Consider the following 26,056-nt stretch of genomic DNA (forward strand, 5'->3'; position numbering starts at 1 on the left):
CAGCGTAGCCTAGCTACAAAAAATAAAAATATATAATTAAAACTTATTTGGAGGAAATAACAATGGCATTGAACATTGAAAACATTATTGCTGAAATTAAAGAAGCTTCAATCCTTGAATTGAACGACCTTGTAAAAGCTATCGAAGAAGAATTTGGTGTAACTGCAGCTGCTCCTGTAGCTGTTGCTGCAGCTGGTGCTGCTGACGCTGGTGCTGCTAAAGATTCATTCGATATCGAATTGACATCTGCAGGCGACAAGAAAGTCGGCGTTATCAAAGTTGTACGTGAAATCACTGGTCTTGGTCTTAAAGAAGCTAAAGAACTTGTTGATGGTGCACCTGGTGTCATCAAAGAAGGTGTTGCAGCTGCTGAAGCTGAAGAAATCAAAGGTAAATTGGAAGAAGCTGGAGCTTCAGTTACTCTTAAATAATAGAGTAACGCAAATTGAATGCGAAAGCCTAGTATATTAAGGTTAAGAATTGCTAAAGGTGATTTAAATCTTAAATAGGGGAGTTATTCCCCACCAAATCCCCGCCAAGTTAGATCTTGGCGGGGATTTTTTTCTACAACAAAATAGACACTATAATTCTTTTGTTAGTTTTATGATATGCAGAAATTATAGTGCTATTTTAACCTAAATCCAATCATTGCCTTCAACTGGTGCATATGCCTACCAGACCCAAGCTAAACCAAGATCAGTAGCTTGGATAATATTATTTTGAAAAGTAATTAAAATATGATGAAGTGCAAAATCAATGTATTCATCTAGTTGATTTCTTCTATCAGCATAGCCTTCTTCAATTAATTTTGAGATTGATTCAGGGAAACTCACGTAGTCTAAAAAGCTAGTGAAGTAGGTATCTGTTATTAGTTTTTCACGAATTTCAAAATTTGAACCTTTGAATTCTCTTTGCAAATGATTTTTAATTGACATTCTTTTACTCCTTTTAAATTTATAGTATTTCAGAAAAATATGTTAAAACTGTTAGCTATACAACAGCCTATATTTTGAGTATGCCATAAAAACGCAGAAAAACTGTTTTTTTCCGTTTTTTTTCTTGAATTTTTAGTCGAAAATGAGATACTTTAAAGAATATAGTTGGTCACTGTAACGGATAGACGCCAGTGGGAAAGATGGAAGACCGAGACCGCCATCAAAGCTAAACGATTATATTTTGTAGGCAGGGCTGAATTTAAGGCTTTTTTATAGTTTGATCCACGAATTTTATAAGGTTCATCTCTTAGTTCATTAATGAAGTTTTTCTTTTGTTTCTCAATTTTCTTTAATGATTTATTTCTTAAATTTTGGTGGCCAACTTCCCAACGTTCTATTAAAACATTTTTTAAATTCATCTTGAAATTAGGATTATCTTGGAGTTTCTTCAAGTAGAAGTAATAACACTCTCTTGCATGTTCGGCTCGCATCCCATGTAGATTGATTAGATTATTCATTTCCATATCTGTAAAGATATAATCATCCTCTTGTTTATTTTTAAAGGTATCGAGGACGACTGGAATATCTTGAGGAAGAATAAGTTGAGGTTGAAATTTTCCTCCCTTTCCACGTTGAACTAAAACATAGTAATTGCCATTATTATCTTTTCGAATATCTTTTCCTTTTAATTTTTTTAATTCGGATCTACGAATCCCAACTGCCCGCTGAAAATTAACCAGCCGAGAGAAGCGAGAGTCTGTTTCTTGATGTTTACCTTGTGAGTTTTTTGATTTTACACGACCTCGAATAATTTTGTCGCTGGAACGCTTGTCTTTTCTAATGCGATTCATGTTGATATCAACTGATTTACAAACAGGTGCTAAATAAGTATGAATGGTAGCAACAGAGTATTGTTTTGGATCATCATTTAGATCTAGTTGATATAGTTGAATCACTTCTTCAGTAATATCTGATTTTTTCTTAATATTGTGTTCTTTAGCCCACTTTGTAAAGCGAGTAATTGCTCTTTTATAGCTTGTCCTTGTTCGATTGTTTGTGATATTTTTTGAAGCTGCAATAAATAAATCATGCTTGAGGGAATTTTTTTTTCTTGGCATTATACATTCCTTTTCTAAAATAATTACATATTATTGTTAAACTGCCTCCCACCCTTTTTTAATAAGCTGGGTATGCTTTTGATACTTCCCATCGAGGCTAACTCTTGAAGTTTAATGTTTGCAATAGATTTTCAGTACTCACCGTGATCTATGTTTGGAAGGATCATAAAGATGTCATTGCTTGTTCGAGCTTATAAAACTTTTCTATTTTACTTTTTTTTACATTATTCTTTTGCTTTGCTAAACTAGTTATTTTTTTAGTATTTACTTTTATTTTTACCTTTTTTATTTTACCTTAAACACGTTTTTCTTTACTTTTTTATCTACTAAATGGTTATTCTTTACTTCATGTTATTCAGTAAAGAATAACCATTTAGATTTTCTTTCTTTTTTTCTTAGTTTTTTCCTTTGCAATGACTAGCATATGAGAGATAAGTACGTTAACCGTGCCCAGTAACAAACTTTCTCACCATATGACTAATGGTAATAGCTCTACTTACTCAATTTAACTTACAATAATAGTATGCCATTTTTTGATAAAAATAAAAAAAAAGAAAAAAACACTCATTTTGAACTGCACTCCAAAAACCTAGACAAAAAAAATATCCCTTGGGACCAAGAGCTTTCTATAGTACTTTTTTGAAAAATCATTTTTTTATTTTTACAGAAAAATGGCATAATAATAGTATAGATAAAAAAAGGCAGTGGTGAACTGTCTTTTTTTATTTTTCAATAAAGGAGGTAGTAGATGCCCAGGAACAATCGTTTAATAATAATATTAAAGAGAGTAAGGCCACCGTGAAAATTCACGAATGAAAAATCTTATTTAAAAATAATATTTGGAGGAAAACTAAATGAAAACATATAAAAAGTATGTAGTTTTTACAAGTCAACAATATATTTCAGAATTAATTAATCACAATGAAGAAGTTAATATTAGAATGTTTTATTCAACATTTGATGAGGATCAGTATATTTCAATCTTGAATGATCAAGATCAAGAAGTGTCATTCAATTTTGTAAATGATAGCATTGAAATTGAATTGATTGATCCATTGTGTGAGAAAATTTTGATTACATTTGATACTGTAGAACATACAGCCAAAGTTCACCAAGTAATTAAATTTCTCTTAGATTTGTTTTTTAAATTCAATTGGCATGAATCAGTTGCAGCGTTATCAGTTGCAGATTTCTGGGAATTGATCAAGAATTACGAGGAAGACGAGCTCGATATGACGTTTGGTTACCCAAGAATCGCAGGCTCCAATAGCTAATAACCATATTTTTACGCACAAAAAGAGTGGGAAAGGAATCGTTTTTATACTTATCCTTTTCCACTCTTTTTATTTTGTCTCGTTAATAATTGTGTTAATAGCTGAAATGACTTTATTTTGTTTGTACTCTGGTAAAGATTTGATAGTGTCGATAAGCTGTGCTAAGTCAGTACTTTCTTCTTTAAGTGTTAAATCAAAAAAAGTTTGTAGATCAACATTCAACGCATCTATAATTTTCTCCAGAGTACTAATTTTTATATTGGGCTCTAAATTTTCTAACTTATACGCGTAATTGGTACCAAGATCTGCTTTTTCTTCTAATTGTTCCTGAGTCATTCCTGACTGGGTCCGCAGAATCCGTATTCGTTTGCTTATATACTTTTGTAATTCTGACATTGCTCACCTCTTAAGACTATTTTACAGCCTTATAAGGTTAGGTTCTAGTTCTTAAAAGGTTGGTTACAACTTTACAAAGTTGCTAAAATATAGTATAATTCGGTTGTTTATAATTATATAGTGATAATTTGCTCAATACTCTATCATAAAGGTGGGAATTATGAAAAAGAAAACGATCAAAGCAACTGTATCTGCTGTATCAATAGCTACAGCTTTTGCGGGAATTTCCGTTGTACAAGCGGATGAAGTAACTGCAACTCAGCCAAATGAGTCAACATTAAGTACTGGATCGACAACTCCTTCGTCTACAAATATAAAACAAGTAGACGGAGTATTTGTACATAATGGAGTTGCAACTGTAACGAAAACGCCAACTTCTGAAGTTGTAGAAGAAGCAAGAACGATCAAGGAAGAAACGGATCAATCGGTTTCAAATCAAGAAAGTGCTTTAGAAAACGCTAAGACTTCAGAAGCAGTCGCTGGATCAAAAGTTTCCGAGGCAAATGTTGACTTAAAGAATGCTGAAGCAAATAAAGAATCAGCTACGCCTGAAAAAATTGAAAAAACCAAGAATGAAATATCAGAAGTAAAAGCTGATATTGAGAAAAAGGAAACATCACAAAAAGATGCATATGATAAAGTTCTAGAAGCTGAGAAAGAACGTAATCAGCAATCAGATGTTATTAAAAAAGATCAAGATAAAATTTCAGAGCAAGAAAAGAAAGTTTCGACAGCTGAGGAAGCAGTAGCAACTGCACAAAAAAATCTTGATGGTACTGGAGCATCGGAAATCATTGCTGAAAGAGACAAAGCAAAAAGTGATGTAGCTGAAAAAGAATCAGCAGAATCAGCTGCGAAAAAGGCTTTGGAAAATGCTATTAGCGAAGACAAAAATAAAGCTGAAGAACTCAGTAAAGCTTCAGCTGATGAAAAAACGCAACTTAGTGCTAGTCAGTTTTCTTCTAAACAATTAGCAGATGCTAAAAAGGTTGCAGAAGAAGCAGCGAGTGCATTAGTGAAGGCTCAAAAAGAGAAAGAAACTGCTCAGAAAGTTTTAGACGGTACTGGCGTTGAAGAAATTGTAGCAGAACGTGATGCTGCTAAAAAAAATTTAGATGCTAAAACAGCAACTGAAAATACAGCAAAACAGGAACTCGATCGTGCCAAAGAAGCGGATGATAAAAAAGCTACTGCACTAAAAAATGCAAAGTCTGTCGAAACAGATCAAATAAAGAAAAGCCAAGAAACGGCGAAAAACTTGTCATCTGCTGAGGAAAAACAAAAACAAGCACAAGAGAATCTAAAGAAAGCTCAAGAAAATAAGGTTTCAGCTCAAAGTAATCTTGATGCTTCTGAATCCCAACTTGCCCAGACAATTGCAAATCGTGATAGCAAAGCAAATGATTTAGCAAATAAACAAAATAGTAAGATTAGTGCAGAAGAAGAGCTCAAAAAAGCTAAAGAAAATGATGCTACGAAAGCTTCGGAAATTTCAACTTTAACTACTAAGAAAAAACAAGAAGAGGCGAAAGTAAATGAAACTTCAAATGAGTTAGCGAGTGCTACATCAGCAGCTCAGGAAGCAAAAGAAAATAAAGAGAAGGCTGATCAGGCAGTTGAAACCCTCAATAAACAAATTGCAGCAATTAAAAATCTCACTATTCCTCAATTGCCTCAGGATGTCATTGATGCCTACAAGGCTTATCTTGCTGATGACTCAGACGCAAATAAAAATGCCTTAAACGACGTTATTCAAAAATGGTTCAAAGATAGTAAATATGATTTTGGAACTGCATTAACAGAATATTCCCCTGAACACCAAAATATATTCATAAAGGAATGGTCAAACAAGGATATTGTTTTGCCGATCGATGATTCAGTCGTAGATTTAGACAATTTAACTGACAAGCAAATTGAAGCTTTGAGCCAATATTATGCACTTCTCGCCAACAATCTGCAAGACCAAGTTTGGGGTAGTCATCATTATATTGTCACTGAAGAATCTGTTCAGGGTGTCAATAACATTGCAAAAGCCTATGCTGAAGAAAATAAACCATATAGCACAAGTCACAGCGATACTGCTTTAGCGAAAGATGGATTAGATTCCATCGTATGGACTGGAGAAAACATGAGCTATGATAATACTTTGCTTGGTTATGGTGCGTATTATTCAGAAGCTAAAGAAACTCGTAAAGCAACAATGTCTCAATTGTATCGTGAGGTATATGATGCTGTAATTAGTTTTATGACAAATGATGTTCATGCTTATTTTGGACATATGAAACTTATGATTGGGCAGAAAGCTCCTACAAATATTCGGGCAATTGGAGCTGCAAATAGTTTCACACCAAGTGGTGTTGGACGCATGCACTTTATTGAATTCAAAGGTCAAGATGCACATCTTGAATATGTTAAAGATGAACAAACTGGTGAATACCATTTTGTAACTGTTGACGATTATTATGATAAAGGGATTGCTAAACCTTTAGCTACTCCATTTGATACTTCAAAAATGGAAGATGAATTAACAGCTGCTAAAGCTAAGCAGACTACAGCAAATACGGCAAATGATTCTGCACAGAATCGTTTGAAAAAAGCTAAATCAGAAAACGATAAAAGTACAAAAGCTCTCAAAGAAACGACAGCAAAATTAGATGCTCTGAAAGCTACTCCTGATCAAACACCTGCAGCTACTAGTAAATTGGAAACCGCTACACAAAATTATAATGAAGCACAAACCCAATTTAATAAAGCTCAAGATGCACTTGATCAATTAAATGCTGATATTCAAAGCAAGCGTCAAGCTTTAGCAAATACAAAAGATGATTTAGACCAGGCCACAACAGCAGAAGTAAAAGCTAAATCTGATCTTGAAAAAGCAAAAGTAGAAAATCAAAATGCAAATCAAAATCTGAAGCAAACTCAAAAACTAGTAGCAGAATTGATGTCAGTTCCTGATCAAACTCCAGATGCACAGAAGAAATACGACAATGCGAAACAACAAAAAGAAGAAGCTGAAACAAGATATATCAAAGCTCAAACATCTTTAGATAACTTAAATGCAGACCTTCAAGTTAAGCAAAAAGCATTAGAAACTGCAAAAGAGGAGCTTGAAAAAGCAATAGCAGCAGATAAGACAGCAAGAAACAATTTAGATGAAGTAACTAAAATTCATGAAAAACATTTGGCAGCCTTAAATACTACACGTCAAACGATTGCAAGATTAAACTCAATCTCTGATAAGACACCTCTTGCACAAAAGAATCTAGATGAAGCTTCTAAACAATTAGTTGCTGCCAAGACTCGTTATGCAAAAGCACAATCAGCAGTTGAAAATCTAAATGCAGATATTCAAACAAAACAAAAAGTTTTAGCAGATGCGCGTGCAGAATTGGATAAAGAACTTAAAGTACTTTCAGATCTTAAAGCTGCAAAAGCTACGGATGAAGCAGAACTCAGAAACCGTCAGAATAAAGTTGAAGAGTTAAAAGCTAAAGAAAGTCAAATTAAGGATGAAATTTCTAAATTAAATACTCACTTAGGTGCTTTAGAAACACTTTTAGATCATCTTGAAAATGCTGATGTATATTTGAAAAAAGCAAAAGAAGCATATGACAATGCAGTTGAAGAGCACCGTTTAGTACTTGAGAATGTAGCAAGAGAGGAAGCTAAACTTAAAACACTTCTACAAGATCAATTGTATGCAACTGCGCAATATGAAGCAGTTAGGGAAGCCTATTTAAATACTCGTACAAGACAAAGCGAAGTCTTTAACGATAAAGTAGATCACAAGATGATTTCTCTGAATCCTGCGTTAGAAAAGAGTATACCAGAAAGTACTTCTAATGAACGAGTATATAGCTATGCTGGAAATCAAGCTAAATATGGTGCAAATAGAGCCTTGCCTAATACAAGTTCAATTGAGAATTGGTTAGTGTTTGCAATGGGAATTGTTCTTTGTAGTTTTGGTATTTCAGTATCACGGAAACATCGTGATTAATAAAAGCTGGTAAGTATTTCTTATTGTAGTAATGAATAAAAGTTTATCATTCAAAATTTGATTTTTTACTAATGATTTTAGTGAAACTAGGTATATGAAAAAAATAATAAATATCTTTAGATATTTATAGGAGGAAAAATAATGAAAAAAATTATTGCTTTAGTTGTTTTAGTACTTGCGGTTGCCGGTGGAGTATTCTTTTTCTTGAATCAAAATTCAGGACCAGAGAAGCAAATTATTGGTACTTGGTATGATAGTAAACACGATTCAACTATCGTTTTCAATAGCGATAAAACACTAGAAGTAACAAATAATAAAGACGAATCTAGAGATGGAACTTGGAAAATCGCTGGGAAATACGTCAAATTAAAGGTTTCTAGTGCAGCGAGTGCTAAAGCTGAATTACCTGGAAAAGATGAAAAAGAAGTAAAATATTTAAAGATTCAATTTAATTCAATTGAAACTGTTAACAGTGATTTTCGTGTAGCAGACGGAACTTTTGAAAAACAGTAATATAATTTAAGTATCTATCTTAAATATAGTTAGAAGATAAATAATAAAAGGATTTAGAATTAAGGTTATTGTTAACATGATTCTAAGTCTTTTTTATTGTTTTTAATAAGCTTAATGGATCGAAAAATAGAAATAGTGTTAAAAGGGTAAATGTAGTAGTAAACAAAATCTTTCACTATTAAGTTTGTAAGCCATACTTGAATTTTGAAATTTTTAGTGGAAAAATAATAATAATAAGACAATTTCCTTCGTTTGACAAATGGAACTCAAACTATTTTTCATCAAATACCTTGATATACTTAACAAATAGTAGAAAAGGACTCAGTCCTGTGCAATACAGAACTAAATCCTTTGGATAGCCTATTTACCTAACTTTTTTGGGGTCAGTACAATCTGGTTGCTAGGGCTTTATTATGCTATATCTTACTAGGGATGATGATCTTTTTCAGGATTGCTCATAATCTGTGTAAATATTTCTTTATATTTATATTTCAGATATTTTTCGTGTAGAATGAACAAAGCTACGTAAACAATCATAAAAACAATAGATAAATACAGTATATCAAATGTACTATGTCCAAAATAAGTTGCGGACTCATAAGATCCAATAGCTCCTAAGACCAACCAAGGAATATACTTGTAATACTTAGTTACCATAACACAGTCCCTCCTTTAATTAAACTAATGAGAATATCTAAAACTAAAAGTCATACCTGTACTTGTAGGATTATAATGATCTAAGGTCATCAAAGTGCTAAATTCTCAAACCAATTTCTACCGATAATAAACGTGAAAGTTAATTTGTCAAAACAATGCTATTAAAAAATAAAAGGGAAAACTTTTTTGTTAAATAAGGTTATCGTTACTATTAACCAAATATAGTTTTTAGCCAATCAACTATAAGTGGTCTAAGTAATGGGATTAAGAATAGACCTACAATGATACCTAAAATAAATATTAGAGACATTTTTTTGAAGCTTCTTTTGTTCATCTATGGACACATCCCTTCTAACCTAAATAATCTATTTATTGAATTCGCTTTCATTATAACATTGTTATGCATTAAAGTCAAATAAAATAAACTATAATGTTATCGTATGTAATTGTATAAGTGGCCAATATCATAGTAAAAGGTCCTGATATAATTTATTTGCCAATGACAAAAAGTTATAAATATACCCATGAAACTTAATCCGTTAATTCTTAACAAAAACTAAGTAATTATGAAATCTAAAAGTTGTAGGGAGATCTTGTGGGAAATCCAACATAGAAAGCAAAGGCCTGATTTAAATTAACTAAGAGGCTTCGTAACTAGTCAAGAGTATCCTGAACTTCTAGATCAAAAGAATTGGAAAACAATAAAGACTTGCCGTGACAATCTAAAAGTATGGCTCATTTATGATAGAGGAAAATCTATAGCTTATGTTTGGGATAAAAATAAGCTAACTGACAAAGAGGCAAAACAAAAAGCTGAATTGAAATTACTATTAATGTGAGGGAAACGATGTACCAACCAGAAAAACTAAAGGCTCGCAGAAAAGAGCTAAAAATGACTCAAAAAGATATTGCTGATCAGTTGGGAGTCAGCTATCAAGCCTATTCTGCATGGGAGCGTGGAGTAAAACAACCGTCTAGAGAAAAAGTAAAGCTTTTGGAGCAGATTCTAAAAGTACCAAAAGGTTATTTTACAGAGCTTGAGATCGTCCGACTATATAATACTTTATCAGATGAAGGAAAGGATCAAGCACTTAGTTATGTCAGAGGCCTAGTTCAAAAAGAAAAATGTAAGAACATTGTTTCAATGTCAGAAAAACTATACGAATACCATGTTTACGAACAAATGTCTGCTGGTATCGGTTCATCGGTGTATAACGATCAAAACTATGATACTGTCTATTTTGATGAAGAACTAGCCCACGATTTCGCCTCATGGATTTCTGGCGACTCAATGGAACCCAAATATCAAAATGGTTCTGTGGCTCTCATTCGTGAGACAGGATTTGATTATGATGGTGCAGTTTATGCCGTAGTCTGCAACAATCAGACATACATTAAAAGAGTTTATCAGGAAGAACAGGGCTTACGGTTAGTTTCTATCAATCCAAAATATCGAGATATTTTTCTTTCGTATGATGAAGATCCTAGAATTGTAGGGATTATTGTAGGGAATTTCTTACCTGTTGAACAGTGATATTGTTAATGTAAAATAATAATAGTGTATTATTTTTTCTAGACAGGGTATAAGTGGAAGAAAAGATGAATAAAATGGAGAAGACTCTAATGGTTCTTCTCCATTTTTTTATCTAATTGGTAATGTTGAAAATCGGAAGTGAAATGATACTTTCAAAGAATTCATTTTGGACACTAGCAAACGAAATAGAGCCCTGATGCAAATCAACAATTTGTTTTGAAATTTTTAGCCCAATTCCAGTCGTTCTAATTTAGGATACTGACTACGTCAGTTCCATTTCAACCTTAAAACAGTGTTTTGAGCAACCTGCGGCTAGTTTACTAGTTTGCTCTTTGATTTTCATTGAGTATAAATAAAAATATGAGTTCTCCTCTTATTTTAAAAAATAATTATTTTATAATTTTTTTATATTTAGTGTAAACTATTCAGTGCGTCCCAAATACGGGAGGTTTGTTTCTGATTTTCATATTTGGATTATAATATTCTCATCAGAGTTACTTAAGGAGTAAGATATGAACCAGATTATGAAACAATATAAATTACTATATTTCTTGATTATTTTATTAAGTCTGACAAGTGCTCTTTTAATGACATTCTTCTCTCTCCAATTAGGAAGAATACTTGATAGTATATCTAATTCAAATAGTGGATTACTCTTTCATATCACTATTTGTGTAAGTTCGATTTTACTGTGGTTCTTGATTTCTTGTTCCTATTCCTATCTTAAAAACCAATATGTAAAAAAAGTTATTTTAGATCTAAAAAGGCGTCTCTTATTACATTATTTATCACGTGAATTTAACCAAATTGACAACCGTAACCATTCAGATTTCTTAAATAATATCACCAAAAACAGTGACCTTATTCAAGAAAATTTATTAATCCCTAAAATCTCTCTAATTGCAAATTTAGGGAGCCTTATCATGAGTGTGGTTGCTATTATTTATATAGAATGGCGATTAGCATTAGTCTTTCTTTTATTGTCGAGTATAACGATTTTTCTATCACAAATTCCTGGAAAGTTAATGACTAAATCAACAAATAATTATTCTCTACAAAATAATCACTATTTGTCAAAAATGACAAACTTTATTAATGGTTTTGAACAAATTAAGTTATTAAATATTCAAAGCTGGACCCAAGAAAAAATTCAGGAAATCAGTTTAGAATTTGAAGAGTCCAGAAAAACATATCAATTCTTAAAAGACTTAGCTTCAACTACTGGAATTTTACTAAGTTTTGGCTCTCAACTATCCTGTATGGTTGCTGGTATCTTTTTTGTAAGAAATAACTTACTGACTATTGGATTATTAGTAGCAAGTATTCAATTATTAAACGGTGTTTTTGCTCCATTACAATCTATTCTTTACAATAAAAATTTAATCAGCAGTAGCAAGTCCATTATTGATAATATCCAAGAAAATTTATATGAGAAAAATCATGAAATTTTCCATAAAACAAGGACAATTGATTGTGATAACATTTCGACCATTTCTATTAGCCAATTACATTATGAAATTGAAAATAAAATATTATTTGATCATTTTTCCTATGAATTTAAAAAAGGTAAGCGCTATGCGATTATCGGTGCTTCAGGAGCTGGGAAAACAACTTTAGTAAAATTAATACTAAACTATTATTCCAAAAATCTTTATGATGGGGAAATAAAAATCAACGGAAAACAGAATATTGATATTCCCTCAGAGGAGTTATATAAAGATATTGCATTTGTTCAAAAAAATGATTTTCTGATTGAAGGAAATATCCTAGAGAATATCAAACTGTCCAGAAACCTTTATTTAACTGAAAAATTAAGAAAAGCCTTAGGATTTAGTGAAGACTTCCTTAATAAGAGTCTATCTCAATCAAATCAAACCATTTCAGAAGGAGAAAAGCAACGAATTGATTTAGCTAGGTTTTTAGCCAAACCATATTCTGTATATATTTTTGACGAACCTACAAGCAACCTTGATCCAATAAAAGCCAAAGCAATGATGGACTACATTCTATCCATTAAAGATGCAATTGTTATTGTCATTACTCATGATCAAAATCCAGAAATATTGGAAGAGTTTGATCACGTTATTACCCTATAGATAAATGGCCTAGTCTACTAAATGAATGATGTGTTTCTCAAAGTATTCTTTGTAATTTTTGTAGATTGTTTTATTGAAGAGTTCGAAAATTTTTAAAGCTTCTTCGATTTTTAAAAGTGATTTTTGATTATGATAGAATTTCAGTTCCAAATATCCATCTAAATACAGCAAAATAGTTTGTTCAAAAAAATCTGTGGAATCCGCTAGTATATTCTTCGTAGCCTGTTTTAAAAATAAAGATTCCTCATATAAGTCGTTCTCAATCATTATAATCAAAGAATTGAGAAGTAGTTGAATGAGAGATTGTCTATTTCTAGGTATAGAACCATACAACTTCCCTTTTTTGAGCGCCTCTTTGGCATATCTAAATAATAAATTTGGTAATATTGCTCGACAACAATTTCCAAGAATAAGAATTTCGTAATATCCCCAGTTTTCAACAGAAAATAAATAATTAGTAAGATAAGAGGTGTCTTGATTACTCAATTGATGAGTATTATCAATTCCATAGATAATACTTTCAATGAAAATAGCGTTTAACTTATGATAATGAGATTTGGTTTCTCTAAACAGTTCCATCTCTTTGCTTACCATATTAAGTAATGATTTGATTTCTTGATTGTATGCAGCCTGTTGAACTAAGCGTATCAAGGTATTGAAGTCTGAAGGCTGATAATTATTACATGAAAGCAAAAACTCTTCTAGTGTTACACCTATTTTTTCAAGTAGATATAATAATTTAAAAAATGAGATTTCTGTCTCTCCTAATTCAAATCTAGATATTTGAGACTTTGAAATTTCTGCACCTGCTAATGAAGAAATAGAAATACCTTTTCCTTCTCGTATTTTTCTATAAGTTTCACCTATAATCATATTTATCTCCATTTACCATAAAAAATCATTAGAAAGCGTGACAGATTATGAAAAAATACTATCAAATCTTTTTATTATTATTATTTGATATTATCATTATTATTGGATTATATCAATAAAATTAATGAGTGTGTGAAAATTCAATACTAGGAGAAAATGAAATAAATATTTCCACAATAAAACGTATGATATCAAGTTTTTTGGAAAGCCTCTGTTCGTAAATTATTTTAACTCATAGTTGATGATTCCACAAATTGAAAAGTTTTAAACTTAGCATTTAAACGCTCAATTTTAATACGTATTACAACTATCTCTATTAAACTTCTTATCCTCTACAGTCGATACATGCTTTTTAGAACTTTTTAAAGGAAAAAAGATATCTCATGAATATTCATAGTATCTAAATAACAAAAACAAGTAATTGCTCTGACAAACTTGACCTATACTTTCTTTAAAAAGAGTAAAATCATGTGTATGACCATCTCAAAAAACTAATTGACAGGCACGAAGTGTCGTTAAATCGATTATGATTGTGTCTTTATGGTGTATATCTTTTTCCAGGATAATTCTTACTTTGGTTTCTTTTAGGACATTGAAATAGGACTTTCTGTGACATCAATAGCTATAGTGACACTTGTTGATTTTAAGTTTTCTAAGTCAAATAGACTTGAGGAATGAAGAGTGTATTCTACGAATGTTAATGTTCAGTGACTATCACTAGTCCAAGACCAAAATCAAAAAACTAGAAGATGTTGAGTTGATTAATAGCATAAATAATGCAAGTTCAGAATTAACTGTTTTTCTAGACTTAAAGTTTTTGTGCCTCCTCCTTTACAGTGTTTGGATTTATAAGTTGTATCTAGACAGGATATCTTTGTTGGGAAGGTATCCTTTTTGACACTAATAAATAATTTAAAGTTCTCAGGAGTTAGTTGCATGGTTTTTCGTAAATAGTTTTCGTAACTATAGTATAGCATAGTACAGTATGGCACTTTATTTTTTCCAATAAGTCTATTATACCCCAAGGACAGCTGGTTTTAATTTTTTCTCTGAACTGTACGATTTTGCGCCAGAAATGTAGGAATTACCTTTCGTTGTGATGTGATAAAACTTACAAATCTTTTTTGTTATTCTTGACCTAGTTTTTTAGAAAGAAGGTCTAAGATGTTAAATAAAGTCAAAACTAAAGCCTTAATTAGTGTTGGAGCAGTGGCTGCAACTAGCTTTATTCTCTGAATCTTGCATGATAAGAAGAATAAAGAAATAAAAAGAAAAATCAAAGTGTTTGTTTATCGGCAATCATCACAATTCGGTTTTTTAAAATAGGATGGTATATTTTGTTTCTTTGACCAAACTATGACCAAAATTTGAACAAAAAATAGATTTGACTTTCGGTTAATAATAAGCTTAAAAGTTTTTTGAAGGAATCTATTTAGCACAAAAAAACACCTATTCGGGAAAATAGGTGTGAATGATGTTATTTATATCCATATTGTTTTAGTGCGTTATTATATTCTTCGCTATCTTTAAGATAGTAGTCGTGCTTAACTCCACTAATATCAACAGAAAAGACCCCATCTTTAAATGAATATTCTTCTGTTCGACTTGCAATATTTTGTCCAGTTAATTCGATCGTATTCTTTTTTTTGTTAATGGTAAAGCTGTTGGCTTCTCCATGCTCTATGGAAGCATTATCTCCTTTAATAGTAAATGCCAATTCATTTCTTTCACTTGATATCCAATAGTATTCGCCATCCAGAGATTGTTGCTTATTTTTAGTGCAAGCAATTAGCGAAATGATTGATAATGAAAGTAGTAGTAAACCTATTAATTTTCTCATAGTTTTAGCCTCCTTCTATAATTTTAATTTTACCAAAATAATAATACAAAACTGTATCAATGTCTGTTATAATGGAAATTTCAAATAATGTCCATTATAACAGACATTAGTAAATTTTAGAAAAGATCTATATTGGGCTATAGTTTTACTAAATCTCTACGACTATAGATTAAAAATGTATACACTTCTATACAAATAGTAGAAAAGGACTCAGTCCTGTGCAATACAGAACTAAATCCTTTGGATAAATTATTAATCTAACTATTTCGGTGCACTTAACTTTCGGGATGTTTTGTCAGGAAATGAATATGTAACGTAATGAAAATCTGTGCTATTTCCCTATTCTTCATTGACTATTTTTTAGGCTTACCACTTGATCAGCTTGTTTCCAAATGGTTGGATTATGTGTTGCAATAATGATCAGACGGTCCTTGTTTTTTAATGTTAGGAGTAAGTCCATAATCTCTTGTGAGGTCTCAGGATCAAGAGCGGCAGTTAATTCATCTGCCAAAATTAGAGGAGGATCTTTTAAAATGATCTTTGCCAAGGCTACACGTTGTGCTTCTCCCCCAGAAAGCTCATATATTTTTTGATCTAGTTGAATATAAGATAGTCCTACTCTATCTAATACTTCTTCTTTAGTCTCTCTCTTTTTTTGTTTGTCTAATTTATGACCAATTAATCCCAAATCTAAATTTTCTGAAACAGTTTTATTATCGATTAGTCCAAAATTCTGGAAGAGATAACCTAGTTCATTTCTGAAATAGTTTGTTGGTTTAATCTTTCGTAAATCTTTTCCTTTATATTGAATACTTCCTCGATCATAAGGTTCTAGCTTGGCTACCATATTTAGTAAGGTTGTTTTGCCACAACCACTATTTCCGATAAGAGCATAGACTTTACCTGCATCAAAATTTAAGTTCAAATCACTAAATACCGTCCGGTCCCCAAAGGTTTTTGTTAGTTGATGGATCTTAATCATTTCTATGCTCCTTTCAATATAATACTAGCCATCCTATCTTCCTTACGAGAACGATGCATTAGTATTAAAATAGAATTCAAACCAAAGACGCAAGAGGTTAGAAAGACTACCCAAAGTTTATTTGTTAGCAAAAGACCAATAGCCCCTCCCAAAATGAAGATAACTATTTGCCAGATAAAAAATTTCTGGTGTAACTCAAAAAAATTTAATCCTGATATTTTCTTAATAAGAATAGTTTTACGAAATTCTTCAAAGTAGAGGATTGTCATTGTATTAAAGAGTAGAATTGAGGTAGCAATACCGAGAAAACCACCAGCAATGATTGTCAATATTTCAACTTGAATGTTGTGACTCATACCACGATAAACATAATAGGCAAGATCATACTGACTGATATATTTCTTTATTCCACCTTGTTCAACTAGTTTTTTAGTGGCATCCAAACCTTTAAAATACAGATAATCAGATGGATAAGTGAAGAAATCATTTCGATTTTTTCCAAAAGAGCTTGGTTTAAGGACAATAAGTATAGGATCACTTAGAAATTGTTGATATGAGATTGGTGTAGAATTATATACGAAACGCTTCTTATTGTTTGAAATATAGAAAACACGAGCTTTCATAGCCTGTTGAATTTTATTTCCCTTATCGTTTCGAATCGCTAGGAAATCTTCATAAATTTGACGCAATTTATCTTCTTGATCTTTTAATTTTTCAGGCAATAGTAGTCCAAATTCTCCTTCTCCAAGGCTATTAATGCTCTTCTTATCTTCTTCATTTAATTCTACATTCTGAACATCTAGATAATTAGGAGTCACATATAAGCTATTAGCATACGGATTGTAGTCATTTATCGACATTTTTCCCATTAAGGGATGTGAAGACAGACCTTTTAGATCGAATGATGCAAGTGGATGCTGAACAAGCATTCCTCCATTCTGAATGCCAGTTTCTATGAAGTTTTTCCATTGTTCTTCCAACATTTTTCTACTATCCTGATTTCTAGCCTCTGCCCCAAACTCCCTATTTGTTGAAAGCAATACCCAATCTTTTTGATTTGACCATGCTGTATCTCCAGCCTGATGCAATTGCCAAATAGTTGAATAGATACTTGTTCTATGAATGGTAAGTACTATTAAAAGAAAAGCAACCAATTGCCCCAAGTAAAGAATACCCATAATCTGTTTCAAAGGTAACTTTCCTTTGAGTAAAGAAACCAAATGTACCGCTTTAATACTTAAAACATAAAGAAAGCTAAAGAGTATAGAAAGGAACAAAAGTAACAAATTATAAGTTATGCTAGCTGAAAAAATAACTGGAATAGAAAATGGTGTGATATGGAATAGACTTACACCACAGATTCCAAGAAAAACCACTGTAATTATCCCTAAAAGTAAATCTCCACAATCACTAATAATTGAGTTTCCAAAAATCTGAGTTAGGTGCAATCCAGAAATATATCGAATCCCAACTGTTCGCATTTCCTTGTTTTTTTGAATAATCATTAAGGCTATAAAAGTTAGTAGAAAAATGACCAAAACGAGTAATTGACTACCATTTCCCATATACGTAAATAAGCTAAGAAAAATATTTGGATATGAAACAAATGTTTGTGTGAAACCCAATGATTGAAGTTCATGATTTAATCTATCTAGAGTGAGATTTCCAGATAAAATATAATAATTGGACAATAAGCCACTATTGTAAAAATCTTCTTCACTAGCTTTAACAAGGCCGTTTGGGATATGGCCAGATCCAAATATTGCATAGGAAAAATGAACCTTACCTTTATCGTCTATTGTTTCAATTTGTTCACCAATCACACTGTCTGTTTCATTTGCTAATTGATCTAAACTGTATTTTACCTGATCTTTTGATACCTCTTTGTTCTGGGAAAGAATACCAATAGCTGGAAAACTATTGTGAATAACCACATATGAGGTTGAAAAACAAATCCAAAGTAGAAAACTTGTTATAAAGATATTTGAAAGGATGACAAATAAGCGCTTCATACTTTACTCACTTTCTAAAATTTTCATGAATAGTAATATAATCTTTTCTATGAGCTATGAATTTTTTTAAATCCGTAATTAAAATATACTGTTTCACCAAAATTTCTATTTATAAAAGCTCTTGAGGTCTGATGAGAAGGAGCGTAAGCATATGATGATTTACTATCTCTTGCACGAGTTACGCTTGACCGGTGATATTTGTAATCATGGTAATAATTTGAAAATGCACCCCAGTTATTTGGATTGTGAAAGCATTAATACAAAAAATAAATAGTGATTTTCTTTTGCATATCTGCACCTCCTTCTTCTATATATATGATATACTAAATACATAACGAAGTGTAAAAATGTAACATTTATACACATAATTAGAGGTGAAGTTGTTATGCGTTGGGATTACGGTACGATCTATAAAAAAATACGGAAATCAAAACATATTAGTCAAGAGGAAGTTTGCCAGGATTACACTTCAAGAGCGCACTTGTCGCGTATTGAATCGAACCAAGTAGTGCCTAGTTTTGAGTTGATGGAGCATCTTCTAAAGCAAGTTGGCCTAGATTTCGAAGAATTTCGATATATATGTCATTCTTACCACCATTCCGATAGAGAAGAAATTATCTTATTGGCAGAAGATAACAATGCCTACCAATCAAATGATAAATTATTGGAACTGAAGAATAAGAGTGTAGCTTATTTAAAAAAATATCCTAATGATATTCCTGTGTCAAATATACTAAAGAGAGTAGAGGTCATTCTTTGTTTACGAGAATCTGGTCCAAATGAAAAGGTAAGAATGATGGCCACGGAAGCATGGAACGAAATTAAAAATCAGGATGTCTGGTATCATAGTGACCTCAAATTAATTGTCGTTATTTTATTTACACTTCCACTAGAAACAGTGATTTCTATCTGTGATGAAGTGATAGATAGGCTCAATGATTACTCTGATTATACAGAGATTCTTCCCACCAAGTATAAATTACTCTCAAATTTAGCTAGTATTTTTCTGTGGAATGGTTTGATGGAGAAATGTACGAGGATCAGTTATCTATTGTTAGATACGGCAAAAAAAAGTAAGCGATATGATTTTCTAGGAAATGCTAAAGTGACACTTGGAATTTGTTTAAGTGATAAAAAGCTAGTTGATGAAGGCTTGCAGTTACTCGAATTAACGGATGAACAAACACTATTGGAAGCATGTCAGTCAGATGTGAATCGTTTTTTCAAGGAATGAGTTTCTAAATGGATTTAGTCATAAAACGGTTTGAAGATATAATCGACATATTGTTGTATCCATGCTCAATGGTTATTGGGTAAGGGATGGCAACCTACACATTATCCCGTTAGATCAGCTAGTTAAGCAATATTTGAAAAAATGATCATTTAATTTAACAAATAATAATTTTGAATTGCACCTCAAATGTTAGAGTTCATCTAATATTTGAGGTGATTTTAATATGAAATACAATTATTTTCAATTATCAAATAAAGAGATTTCCGTTCAGAAGACTTTTTTAGCATAGTTTGAACCAATAAATACTGAGGAAAATATTTTGAGTTCATTTATCTAAGTATAAAATGTGTATATAAGAGACAATTTGACATTTGCTTTTTTATTTTGTGTATTATTATTCTAGAAAGAAAAAAAGATTTCAATTTTAAAATCGTTCGTTATCTTTTTATTGTAGATAAATAGGTAATGAAGTAATCCTTAAGTCAGGAGGTATAGGCTGATGAAGAAAAAAGATCTTGTCAAACAAAAATTTTTAACTTTTATCATCCTTGGTATTATCATTCTCTTATCAGCCTGCACTCTTGTAGGACCACAAAAAAAATCTCCTTCCGGTAGTACCAATGTGTCTAGGAAAATAGGATTCGAGGAAAGAAAGGCAGAAGATTTATTAAAAAATTCTATTTCTATCCCTTATCCAGATGCGAAAATCTTTACACCTACCGCGCTGTCAAATGATGGGATTGCTTATGGCGAGGCTGTTGACCAAGGACACGAAGATCAGAATTATCTTGCCAGTATGAATTTACATACCAAGGACTTTCAAAAGATAAAAGATGTTGAAAGGACATCCAATCTGACTCATGTAGCTGTTAGCTATGTAGATCATGATATTGTTGTTTTTGAAGAGTATGATCAACTCAATCAGACAGGGATCTACTATCTTTGGAAGATAAAAGACAAATCTTTAACGACACTGATCGATAGGAGACCTATTGGAACGGTTCCAGTTACTCAAGTAGCTCGATCCAACCAGAAACTCTTTATAAATTATGAAGTAGGCGATAGCCTATATCAAATTGAAGAATTTGACCTTGAAACAGGGACTCATCAGACGATTGAATCAGAAAATAGCGGTTTTCCGACTGTCTTTAAAGATCACTTGTATTATGTACAAATTGATAATACAGCTTTAACTACAAAAATTGTAGCCTACTCCTTAAATGATGGGCAGAAAAAAGTTATAGATCAAACAAAGGATGATCAACGCTATTATGTCGATTTATTGACGAACGGGCACAATCTCCTTTACTTGGTTGCAAATAATAAAGATGCTTCGTTTACCTTCGAAAATAAAAACCATAAAAAGATATTTTCTACTTCACAGGCAGAAACCTCCATATATCGCAATATTTATCTCACATATATGGGAGAAAGAAGAAATGAGGAGCGTGTTAAATCTCAATATTATTTGTGGGATTTGAGGCATCGGATTCATTATTTATATGATCATGGCCCCATTTTACTATCGGATAAAGGGATTCTATGGATTCAATTCAAAAAGAAAGATAGTGAGATTCCAAAAGGTGAAATCTATCGAAATGAAAACTCCGTAATGCGCTATCAAGAATGGTAGAAAGGAGAAAAATCATGAGAAAAGTTCATTTATTCCTTGTACTTCTGACTTTGCTTGGTTTATCTGGCTGTACAGAGACACCAAAAGAAAGCCAAACAAGTCCTTCCAGCTCTCGTAAGGTTACATCCTCCTCATCAACAACAGTTAGTGTAAAAACAAAGGAGCGTACAGAACCTAATCCTCCAATGCCAGCAGAGGTAGCAGAGCGATTAAAAATTAAGGAAGGCAATACGGAAGCCGGTGGTCAGGAAACATTGCCATCTTCAAAACAGGAACAAGCTTCATTGAAAGAGAATACTCAACCTTCTCAGTCGGTCAAAAAAGAAACATCGTCAAAAGAGAATCAAGGAATCCGAAAACTATTGCCTATTTCTTTAAAACTTCAAGAAGAATGGTATTTCTGTGCTCCTGCGACAGTCCATATGATGCTGGCTAGTCGAGGAGTTAGCGTCTCTCAACATCAATTAGCTAAGGAAATGGGGACTTATAATCCCTATGGGACGCATAATCGAGATGCCATTCGCGTCTTGAATCAGAATCTATTTGGCTATCCAGAACCAAGTGGAAACCAAGCAGGTTATCGACTGGTTACTGTAACAGATGCTCGTCCAGGTTCTGAAGATATCCGGCTCTTTAAAGAACGTGTTCGCAAAGATATTGATGATGGGTATCCTCTCTATTACACCTTCAATGTAGCACAAATCTATCCTGGAAAAAGTGGGGAACATAATGTGATTGGAGTAGGCTATGAATTGACAGCAGATGGTAAGGACATCTCAGCAATCTATTATCTAGACCCCGATACACATGTACAGGATCCAAACTATGGAGGCTTGAAGAAACTGACACCAGAGGAGTTATTAGCAGCCATGGTCACATGCGGTGAGAAAAATTATGCTTGGTGAGAAAGTGAGTCGTGAAATGGATAGGAGGGATAACCTATGAAACGCTCTTATCTTTTTGGGATTTTATTTCTATTCTTCCTTTTGCTTTCTTGTTCTAAGGTCCAAACACCAATGTTTCAAGTTGATCCAGAATCGAATCTTTACTTGGTCACCTCAAAAAGTATTCAATCATATACTAAGAAAGAGAATAAGCTTGAGTTACATCGAGTAGAAAAAATTGATGTAGCAACGTATGTTAATCTCTGGTTTTCGTGTTTAAACAGTGGTGATAAGATGATCGTAACTGAAGGTGATGATTTTGCACCAATAGATCATCAAAATATCATTTCAATTGATTTTTCTAAAGGTGAGATGAGGAAAAATCATACTAAGAATTATGCAATGATGGGATCAGGTATCTCTTCTAATTACTTTTATACTGCTCAAACAGATGCAATCTCAGGAATATTAACAGTCTTTTCTCTTAATGGAAAGCAAGTTTTTCAGAAAAAATTTAACCAAATGACAGCAATTTCGAGTCAGATTGTTGCAAATAATTCTAACGTATATGCTGAGATTGCTTATCAAGATCCAAAACGAAATCGTCCAGAAGGCGTGTTGGATTCAGACTTAATAGTTCTAAATGAAAAAGAGCATTGGAAAGAAAAAGATAGAATTCGATTAACTTCAGATGGTAAAAAGGTTGAAATGTTAGAAGGCTTGGCAATTGTCAAAGATAGGGCATTCGTAAGTATCTCTGCAATTCGTGATACAGATACTCTTGAGAAGGTGGCAGGAAACCAATTGTTGTCAGTCGATTTGCACACTGGAGAAAGGAAATTATTTACCTTACCCAATCCTTATCCTAATATGCTTTATCCAAGTCCAGATAATCATTACCTTGTCGTCAAGCACGAGGTAGAAGGAAAGAATATTTTATCTGTTCTTGATTTACAAAATGAAACTATAAAAGCGATTGTGTTGGATGACAATTCAGGTGAAACACCAGAGGAAATAAATTCTTTTACAATTTCAAATGAAAATATGTTGTATCTAGCTACTGATCAACATTTATTACAATATAGTCTCAAGGATGCTAAGTTGATTGAGAAACAGAAATTAAAATTGGGAAAAGATGATTTTCCAATCGGATTAAGAATCGTAGAAAAAGACTTAGGGTCAAATTAATAATAAAGACTCATTGTCAACTGTAGTGGCTTGATAAAAAGTTACAATCTGGAGATGACTAAATTGGTTCTCTCCTTTATATAAGAAGTAAGTTAGCATACGTTAGTCAGGATCCCTATGTATTTGAAGGGACACTGAGAGATAATTTAACTTTGGAAAATTCAATGATTGTAGATGAAGAAATCAATAGGATTTGTATCGAATTTGGTTTATTTGAACTTACATCAGAGGGAAATGGGCTAGGGCTATTTCTTCTAGAAAATGGATAGAACTTATCTGGTGGTCAAAAACAAAAAGTTGGATTAGCTAGAGCTATACTAAGTAATCCTGAAATTTTATTATTAGATGAGGCGACAAGTAGTTTTGATAAAGAATCCGAGAAAAAAGTTTTTGAATATTTAAATTCAATTAAAAAAACATGATAATAATAAGTATTTTTCATGAAGATAGCTTCATGAAATTTGTAGATAGATTTATTGTTATGGATAAAGGAAGAATCATTTATGATGGATTTCCCTTAGATAAGTAAATAAATAGTATTTTTGAATATAAACGTTATTAACTAGAAGGGAAGACGAAATGGCACTATTACAAATTATTGGTCTAAATAAATCATATAACAAAAAGAAAGTAATTGAAGATTTGTCATTTGAGTTGCAGAGTGGCGAAATAATGGGACTCATTGGACAAAATGGTTCTGGGAAAACTACAATATTCAAGACGATTTTAGGTTTAGTAAAAAAAGAATCTGGTGAAATTAAAATCAATGGGAAACTAATTGAAGGGAAATCAAAGGGCTATTTGAATACTATTGGTACGATTATTGAATATCCGACATTTTATGAATCTTTAACAGCTAGACAGAATTTAATGCTTATTTCTAGTCTTTATGATGAAGTAAACTTATCAAAAGAAGATCTTTTAAACTATCTGCATTTAGTTGGTTTAGACAATAGTGTGGATTGTAAAGTATCTAGTTTTTCATTAGGTATGAAACAACGCTTGGGACTTGCTCAAGCCTTAATCCATCAGCCAACTATCTTATTATTAGATGAACCATTCAATGGATTAGATCCCATAGGAATGAAAGAGTTTAGAGACTTACTCATTGAATTGTCTAAAAAAGGAGTTGGGATTGTAATTTCGAGTCATTCATTGGAAGAATTAAGTAAGTTAGTAGATACAGTTACAATTATCAATCAAGGGAAAGTAATTTTCCAAGGGAAAAAGACAGAATTTTTATCACTTGGATCTATAAAGAACGTTTGGTTGTTGAAAACTGATAACATAGAACTTACAAAGTCTATCTTAAATAACTTAAACATTGTTTTTTCTGAGAGAATAGAGCAACTTGAGTTATCTTTAGATATAGAATCAATGAAAGAGGTAAAGGAGAAATTACTCACAGAGTTATTACGTCAGGATATCTCCATCATAAATTTTTCTGAGAAACAAAATAATTTTGAAGATATTTTTATCAAAATGCAGAGAGATATGGAGGTTTGATATGCTTAAATTAATAAAGATTGAGTTGTTCAAATTATTTGCTGGGAAAAAGATTTTCTATGTTTTTGGAGGGTTTGTTTGTGTCATTTCTCTATTAATACTGTATCTAAGAATGGTTGCACCAGAATCTTCATTTGGAAATGTTTTTAAAACCTCCAGCGATACATTTTCGATATTTGCTTTGATAGTAGGAGTTATAGTAGCATTAGTACCGTTTTATCAAGAAATTCAGCAAAAAACAATTAAATCATTGTTAGTCACACCAGTTAAACGAGTAGAAATTTTATTTTCGAAATTGTTAGCATCTATTTTTACCTCATTCTTAATTTTAGTTGTTTTAAGTTTAACATCTTTTATAGCGACAACATTACTATTTGGATTTTTTAAAGTTGGAGCTTACTCTTCATCTGCAGATAATATGCTTACTTTTACGGCCGGATTCATTCAAATTATTACAACGTTTTTTACAACTATTTTTTATAGTACTACAATTATTTGTTTATTTTTGATAACAAATTCTTTATCGAGTACCCTAGTTGGAGTTGTTTTGTTAAGAGGTTTAGGAGAACTGATTTCAAGAAGTTTATTAGACCAAAATAACTTGTTATTATCTTTTAGCCCATTAGGAGTATTGAATATTTTAAACCCTGTTTCAAAGAATATTTCGATAATTAGCTACACCATTCAACTACTTTTAACTGTTATTTATTCAATAGTAATTTTTTACATTGACACTAAACTATTTGAAAACAAAGAATTCTAAATCTATAAAAAGTACAAAACAGTAACAATTCAAATGGTGTGAACTTTTTGGTGAAATCTAGCTCAATTCGTTTATTTTTAAGGTAAAATTCACACCATTCAATTGAAAGTTATTCAAATTAGATGAAATATTTCTTTCTTAAAAACATGTGGAAACATTGATATTAAGCATATATTGAAATTCATTCAAATACGAGGTGTTCAAAACAGGTATTACAATTTATAAGTAAAAGAACAAATAACAAAAAGAGGAACTTCACACTAAAGTTCCTCTTCTTTTAAATATCCGAATCATTATTTTTATTTCAAAAAAGGTAGTGAAAAAGGTAGTGATTCGGTTGATTTATATTGCAATGTAGTGAAATTTAGAATTTCAAAAATCGCTTTAAATCAAGGTTTCTCACATCTATTCAGGTGTAGTGAATCCCTATTTCACCTCTGTAAAGATTGACTAAAGTAAATTTTCATCAGACAGACAAGTAGAGCATTTTCAAAGGCTTAACTTAAAATATTAGTTATTAAAGATTTAATCATTTCTAATTTTTTGAATATTCATTGACCAGACTTATTTTTAGATGTATAATGAGCATGTAAAATATATCACAAAGAATAATATGTA

The 26,056-nt window shown here is 31.8% G+C and carries 20 protein-coding genes and 4 pseudogenes; 15 read left to right on the forward strand and 9 right to left on the reverse strand.

Annotated features, from left to right (window positions below):
* Positions 1-62: 62 nt before the first annotated feature.
* A complete protein-coding gene (gene rplL / locus AC6IZR_RS05230; protein WP_003001622.1) occupies positions 63-431 on the forward strand; it encodes a 50S ribosomal protein L7/L12 in 369 nt (122 codons plus the stop codon).
* Between the two features lie 240 nt (positions 432-671).
* Here the strand turns inward: rplL and AC6IZR_RS05235 are convergent, their stop codons facing one another.
* Together AC6IZR_RS05235 and AC6IZR_RS05240 are read right to left on the reverse strand one after the other, a co-directional pair.
* On the reverse strand, positions 672-935 hold the full coding sequence (locus AC6IZR_RS05235; protein WP_497848175.1) for a tryptophanyl-tRNA synthetase: 264 nt from the start codon (positions 933-935) through the stop codon (positions 672-674).
* 152 nt (positions 936-1,087) lie between these two features.
* A complete protein-coding gene (locus AC6IZR_RS05240) occupies positions 1,088-2,053 on the reverse strand; it encodes a site-specific integrase (RefSeq protein WP_497848176.1) in 966 nt (321 codons plus the stop codon).
* Between the two features lie 854 nt (positions 2,054-2,907).
* On the opposite strand from AC6IZR_RS05240, the gene AC6IZR_RS05245 reads away from it, so the two are divergent.
* Positions 2,908-3,327, forward strand: a complete 420-nt coding sequence (locus AC6IZR_RS05245; RefSeq protein WP_497848177.1) for a hypothetical protein — start codon at positions 2,908-2,910, stop codon at positions 3,325-3,327.
* 69 nt (positions 3,328-3,396) lie between these two features.
* Here AC6IZR_RS05245 and AC6IZR_RS05250 read toward each other — a convergent pair whose 3' ends face one another.
* Entirely contained in the window at positions 3,397-3,723 is a 327-nt protein-coding gene (locus AC6IZR_RS05250) for a helix-turn-helix domain-containing protein (protein WP_013903620.1), read from the reverse strand.
* A gap of 160 nt (positions 3,724-3,883) precedes the next feature.
* Here AC6IZR_RS05250 and AC6IZR_RS05255 point away from each other — a divergent pair, with 160 nt between their 5' ends.
* Together AC6IZR_RS05255 and AC6IZR_RS05260 are read left to right on the forward strand one after the other, a co-directional pair.
* The gene (locus AC6IZR_RS05255; protein WP_497848178.1) at positions 3,884-7,723 is read left to right on the forward strand and encodes an SEC10/PgrA surface exclusion domain-containing protein; all 3,840 of its coding nucleotides are present in this window, start codon (positions 3,884-3,886) and stop codon (positions 7,721-7,723) included.
* Positions 7,724-7,864: 141 nt separating this feature from the next.
* Entirely contained in the window at positions 7,865-8,236 is a 372-nt protein-coding gene (locus AC6IZR_RS05260; protein WP_003004846.1) for a hypothetical protein, read from the forward strand.
* 426 nt (positions 8,237-8,662) lie between these two features.
* On the opposite strand, the gene AC6IZR_RS05265 is transcribed toward AC6IZR_RS05260, so the two are convergent.
* Complete coding sequence (locus AC6IZR_RS05265) at positions 8,663-8,893, reverse strand: hypothetical protein (RefSeq protein WP_045760127.1); 231 nt, start codon at positions 8,891-8,893, stop codon at positions 8,663-8,665.
* Positions 8,894-9,534: 641 nt separating this feature from the next.
* Here AC6IZR_RS05265 and AC6IZR_RS05270 point away from each other — a divergent pair.
* The 3 genes and pseudogenes from AC6IZR_RS05270 to AC6IZR_RS05280 all read left to right on the forward strand — a co-directional run.
* Positions 9,535-9,732 (forward strand): annotated as a pseudogene (locus AC6IZR_RS05270) (ImmA/IrrE family metallo-endopeptidase); the annotation flags it as partial.
* A gap of 8 nt (positions 9,733-9,740) precedes the next feature.
* Positions 9,741-10,427 carry a LexA family transcriptional regulator gene (locus AC6IZR_RS05275; protein WP_497848179.1) on the forward strand — a complete coding sequence of 229 codons (687 nt, stop codon included), beginning with the start codon at positions 9,741-9,743 and terminating at the stop codon, positions 10,425-10,427.
* Between the two features lie 512 nt (positions 10,428-10,939).
* Positions 10,940-12,523: an ATP-binding cassette domain-containing protein gene (locus AC6IZR_RS05280; protein ID WP_455452551.1), complete on the forward strand. Its 1,584-nt coding sequence runs from the start codon at positions 10,940-10,942 to the stop codon at positions 12,521-12,523.
* 9 nt (positions 12,524-12,532) lie between these two features.
* On the opposite strand, the gene AC6IZR_RS05285 is transcribed toward AC6IZR_RS05280, so the two are convergent.
* Entirely contained in the window at positions 12,533-13,396 is an 864-nt protein-coding gene (locus AC6IZR_RS05285) for a helix-turn-helix domain-containing protein (RefSeq protein WP_455452553.1), read from the reverse strand.
* 1,164 nt (positions 13,397-14,560) lie between these two features.
* Here AC6IZR_RS05285 and AC6IZR_RS05290 point away from each other — a divergent pair.
* A pseudogene (locus AC6IZR_RS05290) lies at positions 14,561-14,629 on the forward strand (peptidylprolyl isomerase); the annotation flags it as partial.
* A 244-nt stretch (positions 14,630-14,873) separates the two neighbouring features.
* On the opposite strand, the gene AC6IZR_RS05295 reads toward AC6IZR_RS05290, so the two are convergent.
* The 4 genes and pseudogenes from AC6IZR_RS05295 to AC6IZR_RS05310 all read right to left on the reverse strand — a co-directional run.
* Positions 14,874-15,236, reverse strand: coding sequence for a hypothetical protein (locus AC6IZR_RS05295; protein ID WP_455452555.1), 363 nt, complete (start codon positions 15,234-15,236; stop codon positions 14,874-14,876).
* Positions 15,237-15,582: 346 nt separating this feature from the next.
* Complete coding sequence (locus AC6IZR_RS05300) at positions 15,583-16,218, reverse strand: ABC transporter ATP-binding protein (RefSeq protein ID WP_497848180.1); 636 nt, start codon at positions 16,216-16,218, stop codon at positions 15,583-15,585.
* Between the two features lie 2 nt (positions 16,219-16,220).
* The gene (locus tag AC6IZR_RS05305; RefSeq protein WP_497848181.1) at positions 16,221-18,230 is read right to left on the reverse strand and encodes a DUF1430 domain-containing protein; all 2,010 of its coding nucleotides are present in this window, start codon (positions 18,228-18,230) and stop codon (positions 16,221-16,223) included.
* Positions 18,231-18,277: 47 nt separating this feature from the next.
* Positions 18,278-18,445: pseudogene (locus AC6IZR_RS05310) on the reverse strand (hypothetical protein); the annotation flags it as partial.
* A 170-nt stretch (positions 18,446-18,615) separates the two neighbouring features.
* Here AC6IZR_RS05310 and AC6IZR_RS05315 point away from each other — a divergent pair.
* The 7 genes and pseudogenes from AC6IZR_RS05315 to AC6IZR_RS05345 all read left to right on the forward strand — a co-directional run bounded on the left by AC6IZR_RS05315 (position 18,616) and on the right by AC6IZR_RS05345 (position 25,438).
* Positions 18,616-19,464 carry a helix-turn-helix domain-containing protein gene (locus AC6IZR_RS05315; RefSeq protein WP_497848182.1) on the forward strand — a complete coding sequence of 283 codons (849 nt, stop codon included), beginning with the start codon at positions 18,616-18,618 and terminating at the stop codon, positions 19,462-19,464.
* Positions 19,465-19,963: 499 nt separating this feature from the next.
* Positions 19,964-21,097 (forward strand): hypothetical protein, encoded by a 1,134-nt coding sequence (locus tag AC6IZR_RS05320; protein WP_497848183.1) that lies wholly within the window; start codon positions 19,964-19,966, stop codon positions 21,095-21,097.
* 14 nt (positions 21,098-21,111) lie between these two features.
* On the forward strand, positions 21,112-22,002 hold the full coding sequence (locus tag AC6IZR_RS05325; protein WP_049498805.1) for a C39 family peptidase: 891 nt from the start codon (positions 21,112-21,114) through the stop codon (positions 22,000-22,002).
* A 36-nt stretch (positions 22,003-22,038) separates the two neighbouring features.
* A complete protein-coding gene (locus tag AC6IZR_RS05330) occupies positions 22,039-23,169 on the forward strand; it encodes a hypothetical protein (RefSeq protein ID WP_497848184.1) in 1,131 nt (376 codons plus the stop codon).
* Positions 23,170-23,450: 281 nt separating this feature from the next.
* Positions 23,451-23,591: pseudogene (locus AC6IZR_RS05335) on the forward strand (ATP-binding cassette domain-containing protein); the annotation flags it as partial.
* Between the two features lie 157 nt (positions 23,592-23,748).
* The gene (locus tag AC6IZR_RS05340) at positions 23,749-24,675 is read left to right on the forward strand and encodes an ABC transporter ATP-binding protein (protein WP_497848185.1); all 927 of its coding nucleotides are present in this window, start codon (positions 23,749-23,751) and stop codon (positions 24,673-24,675) included.
* 1 nt (position 24,676) lies between these two features.
* Positions 24,677-25,438, forward strand: a complete 762-nt coding sequence (locus AC6IZR_RS05345; RefSeq protein ID WP_003002964.1) for an ABC transporter permease — start codon at positions 24,677-24,679, stop codon at positions 25,436-25,438.
* The last annotated feature ends 618 nt before the right edge of the window (positions 25,439-26,056 follow it).

The organism is Streptococcus mobilis, from assembly GCF_059727625.1.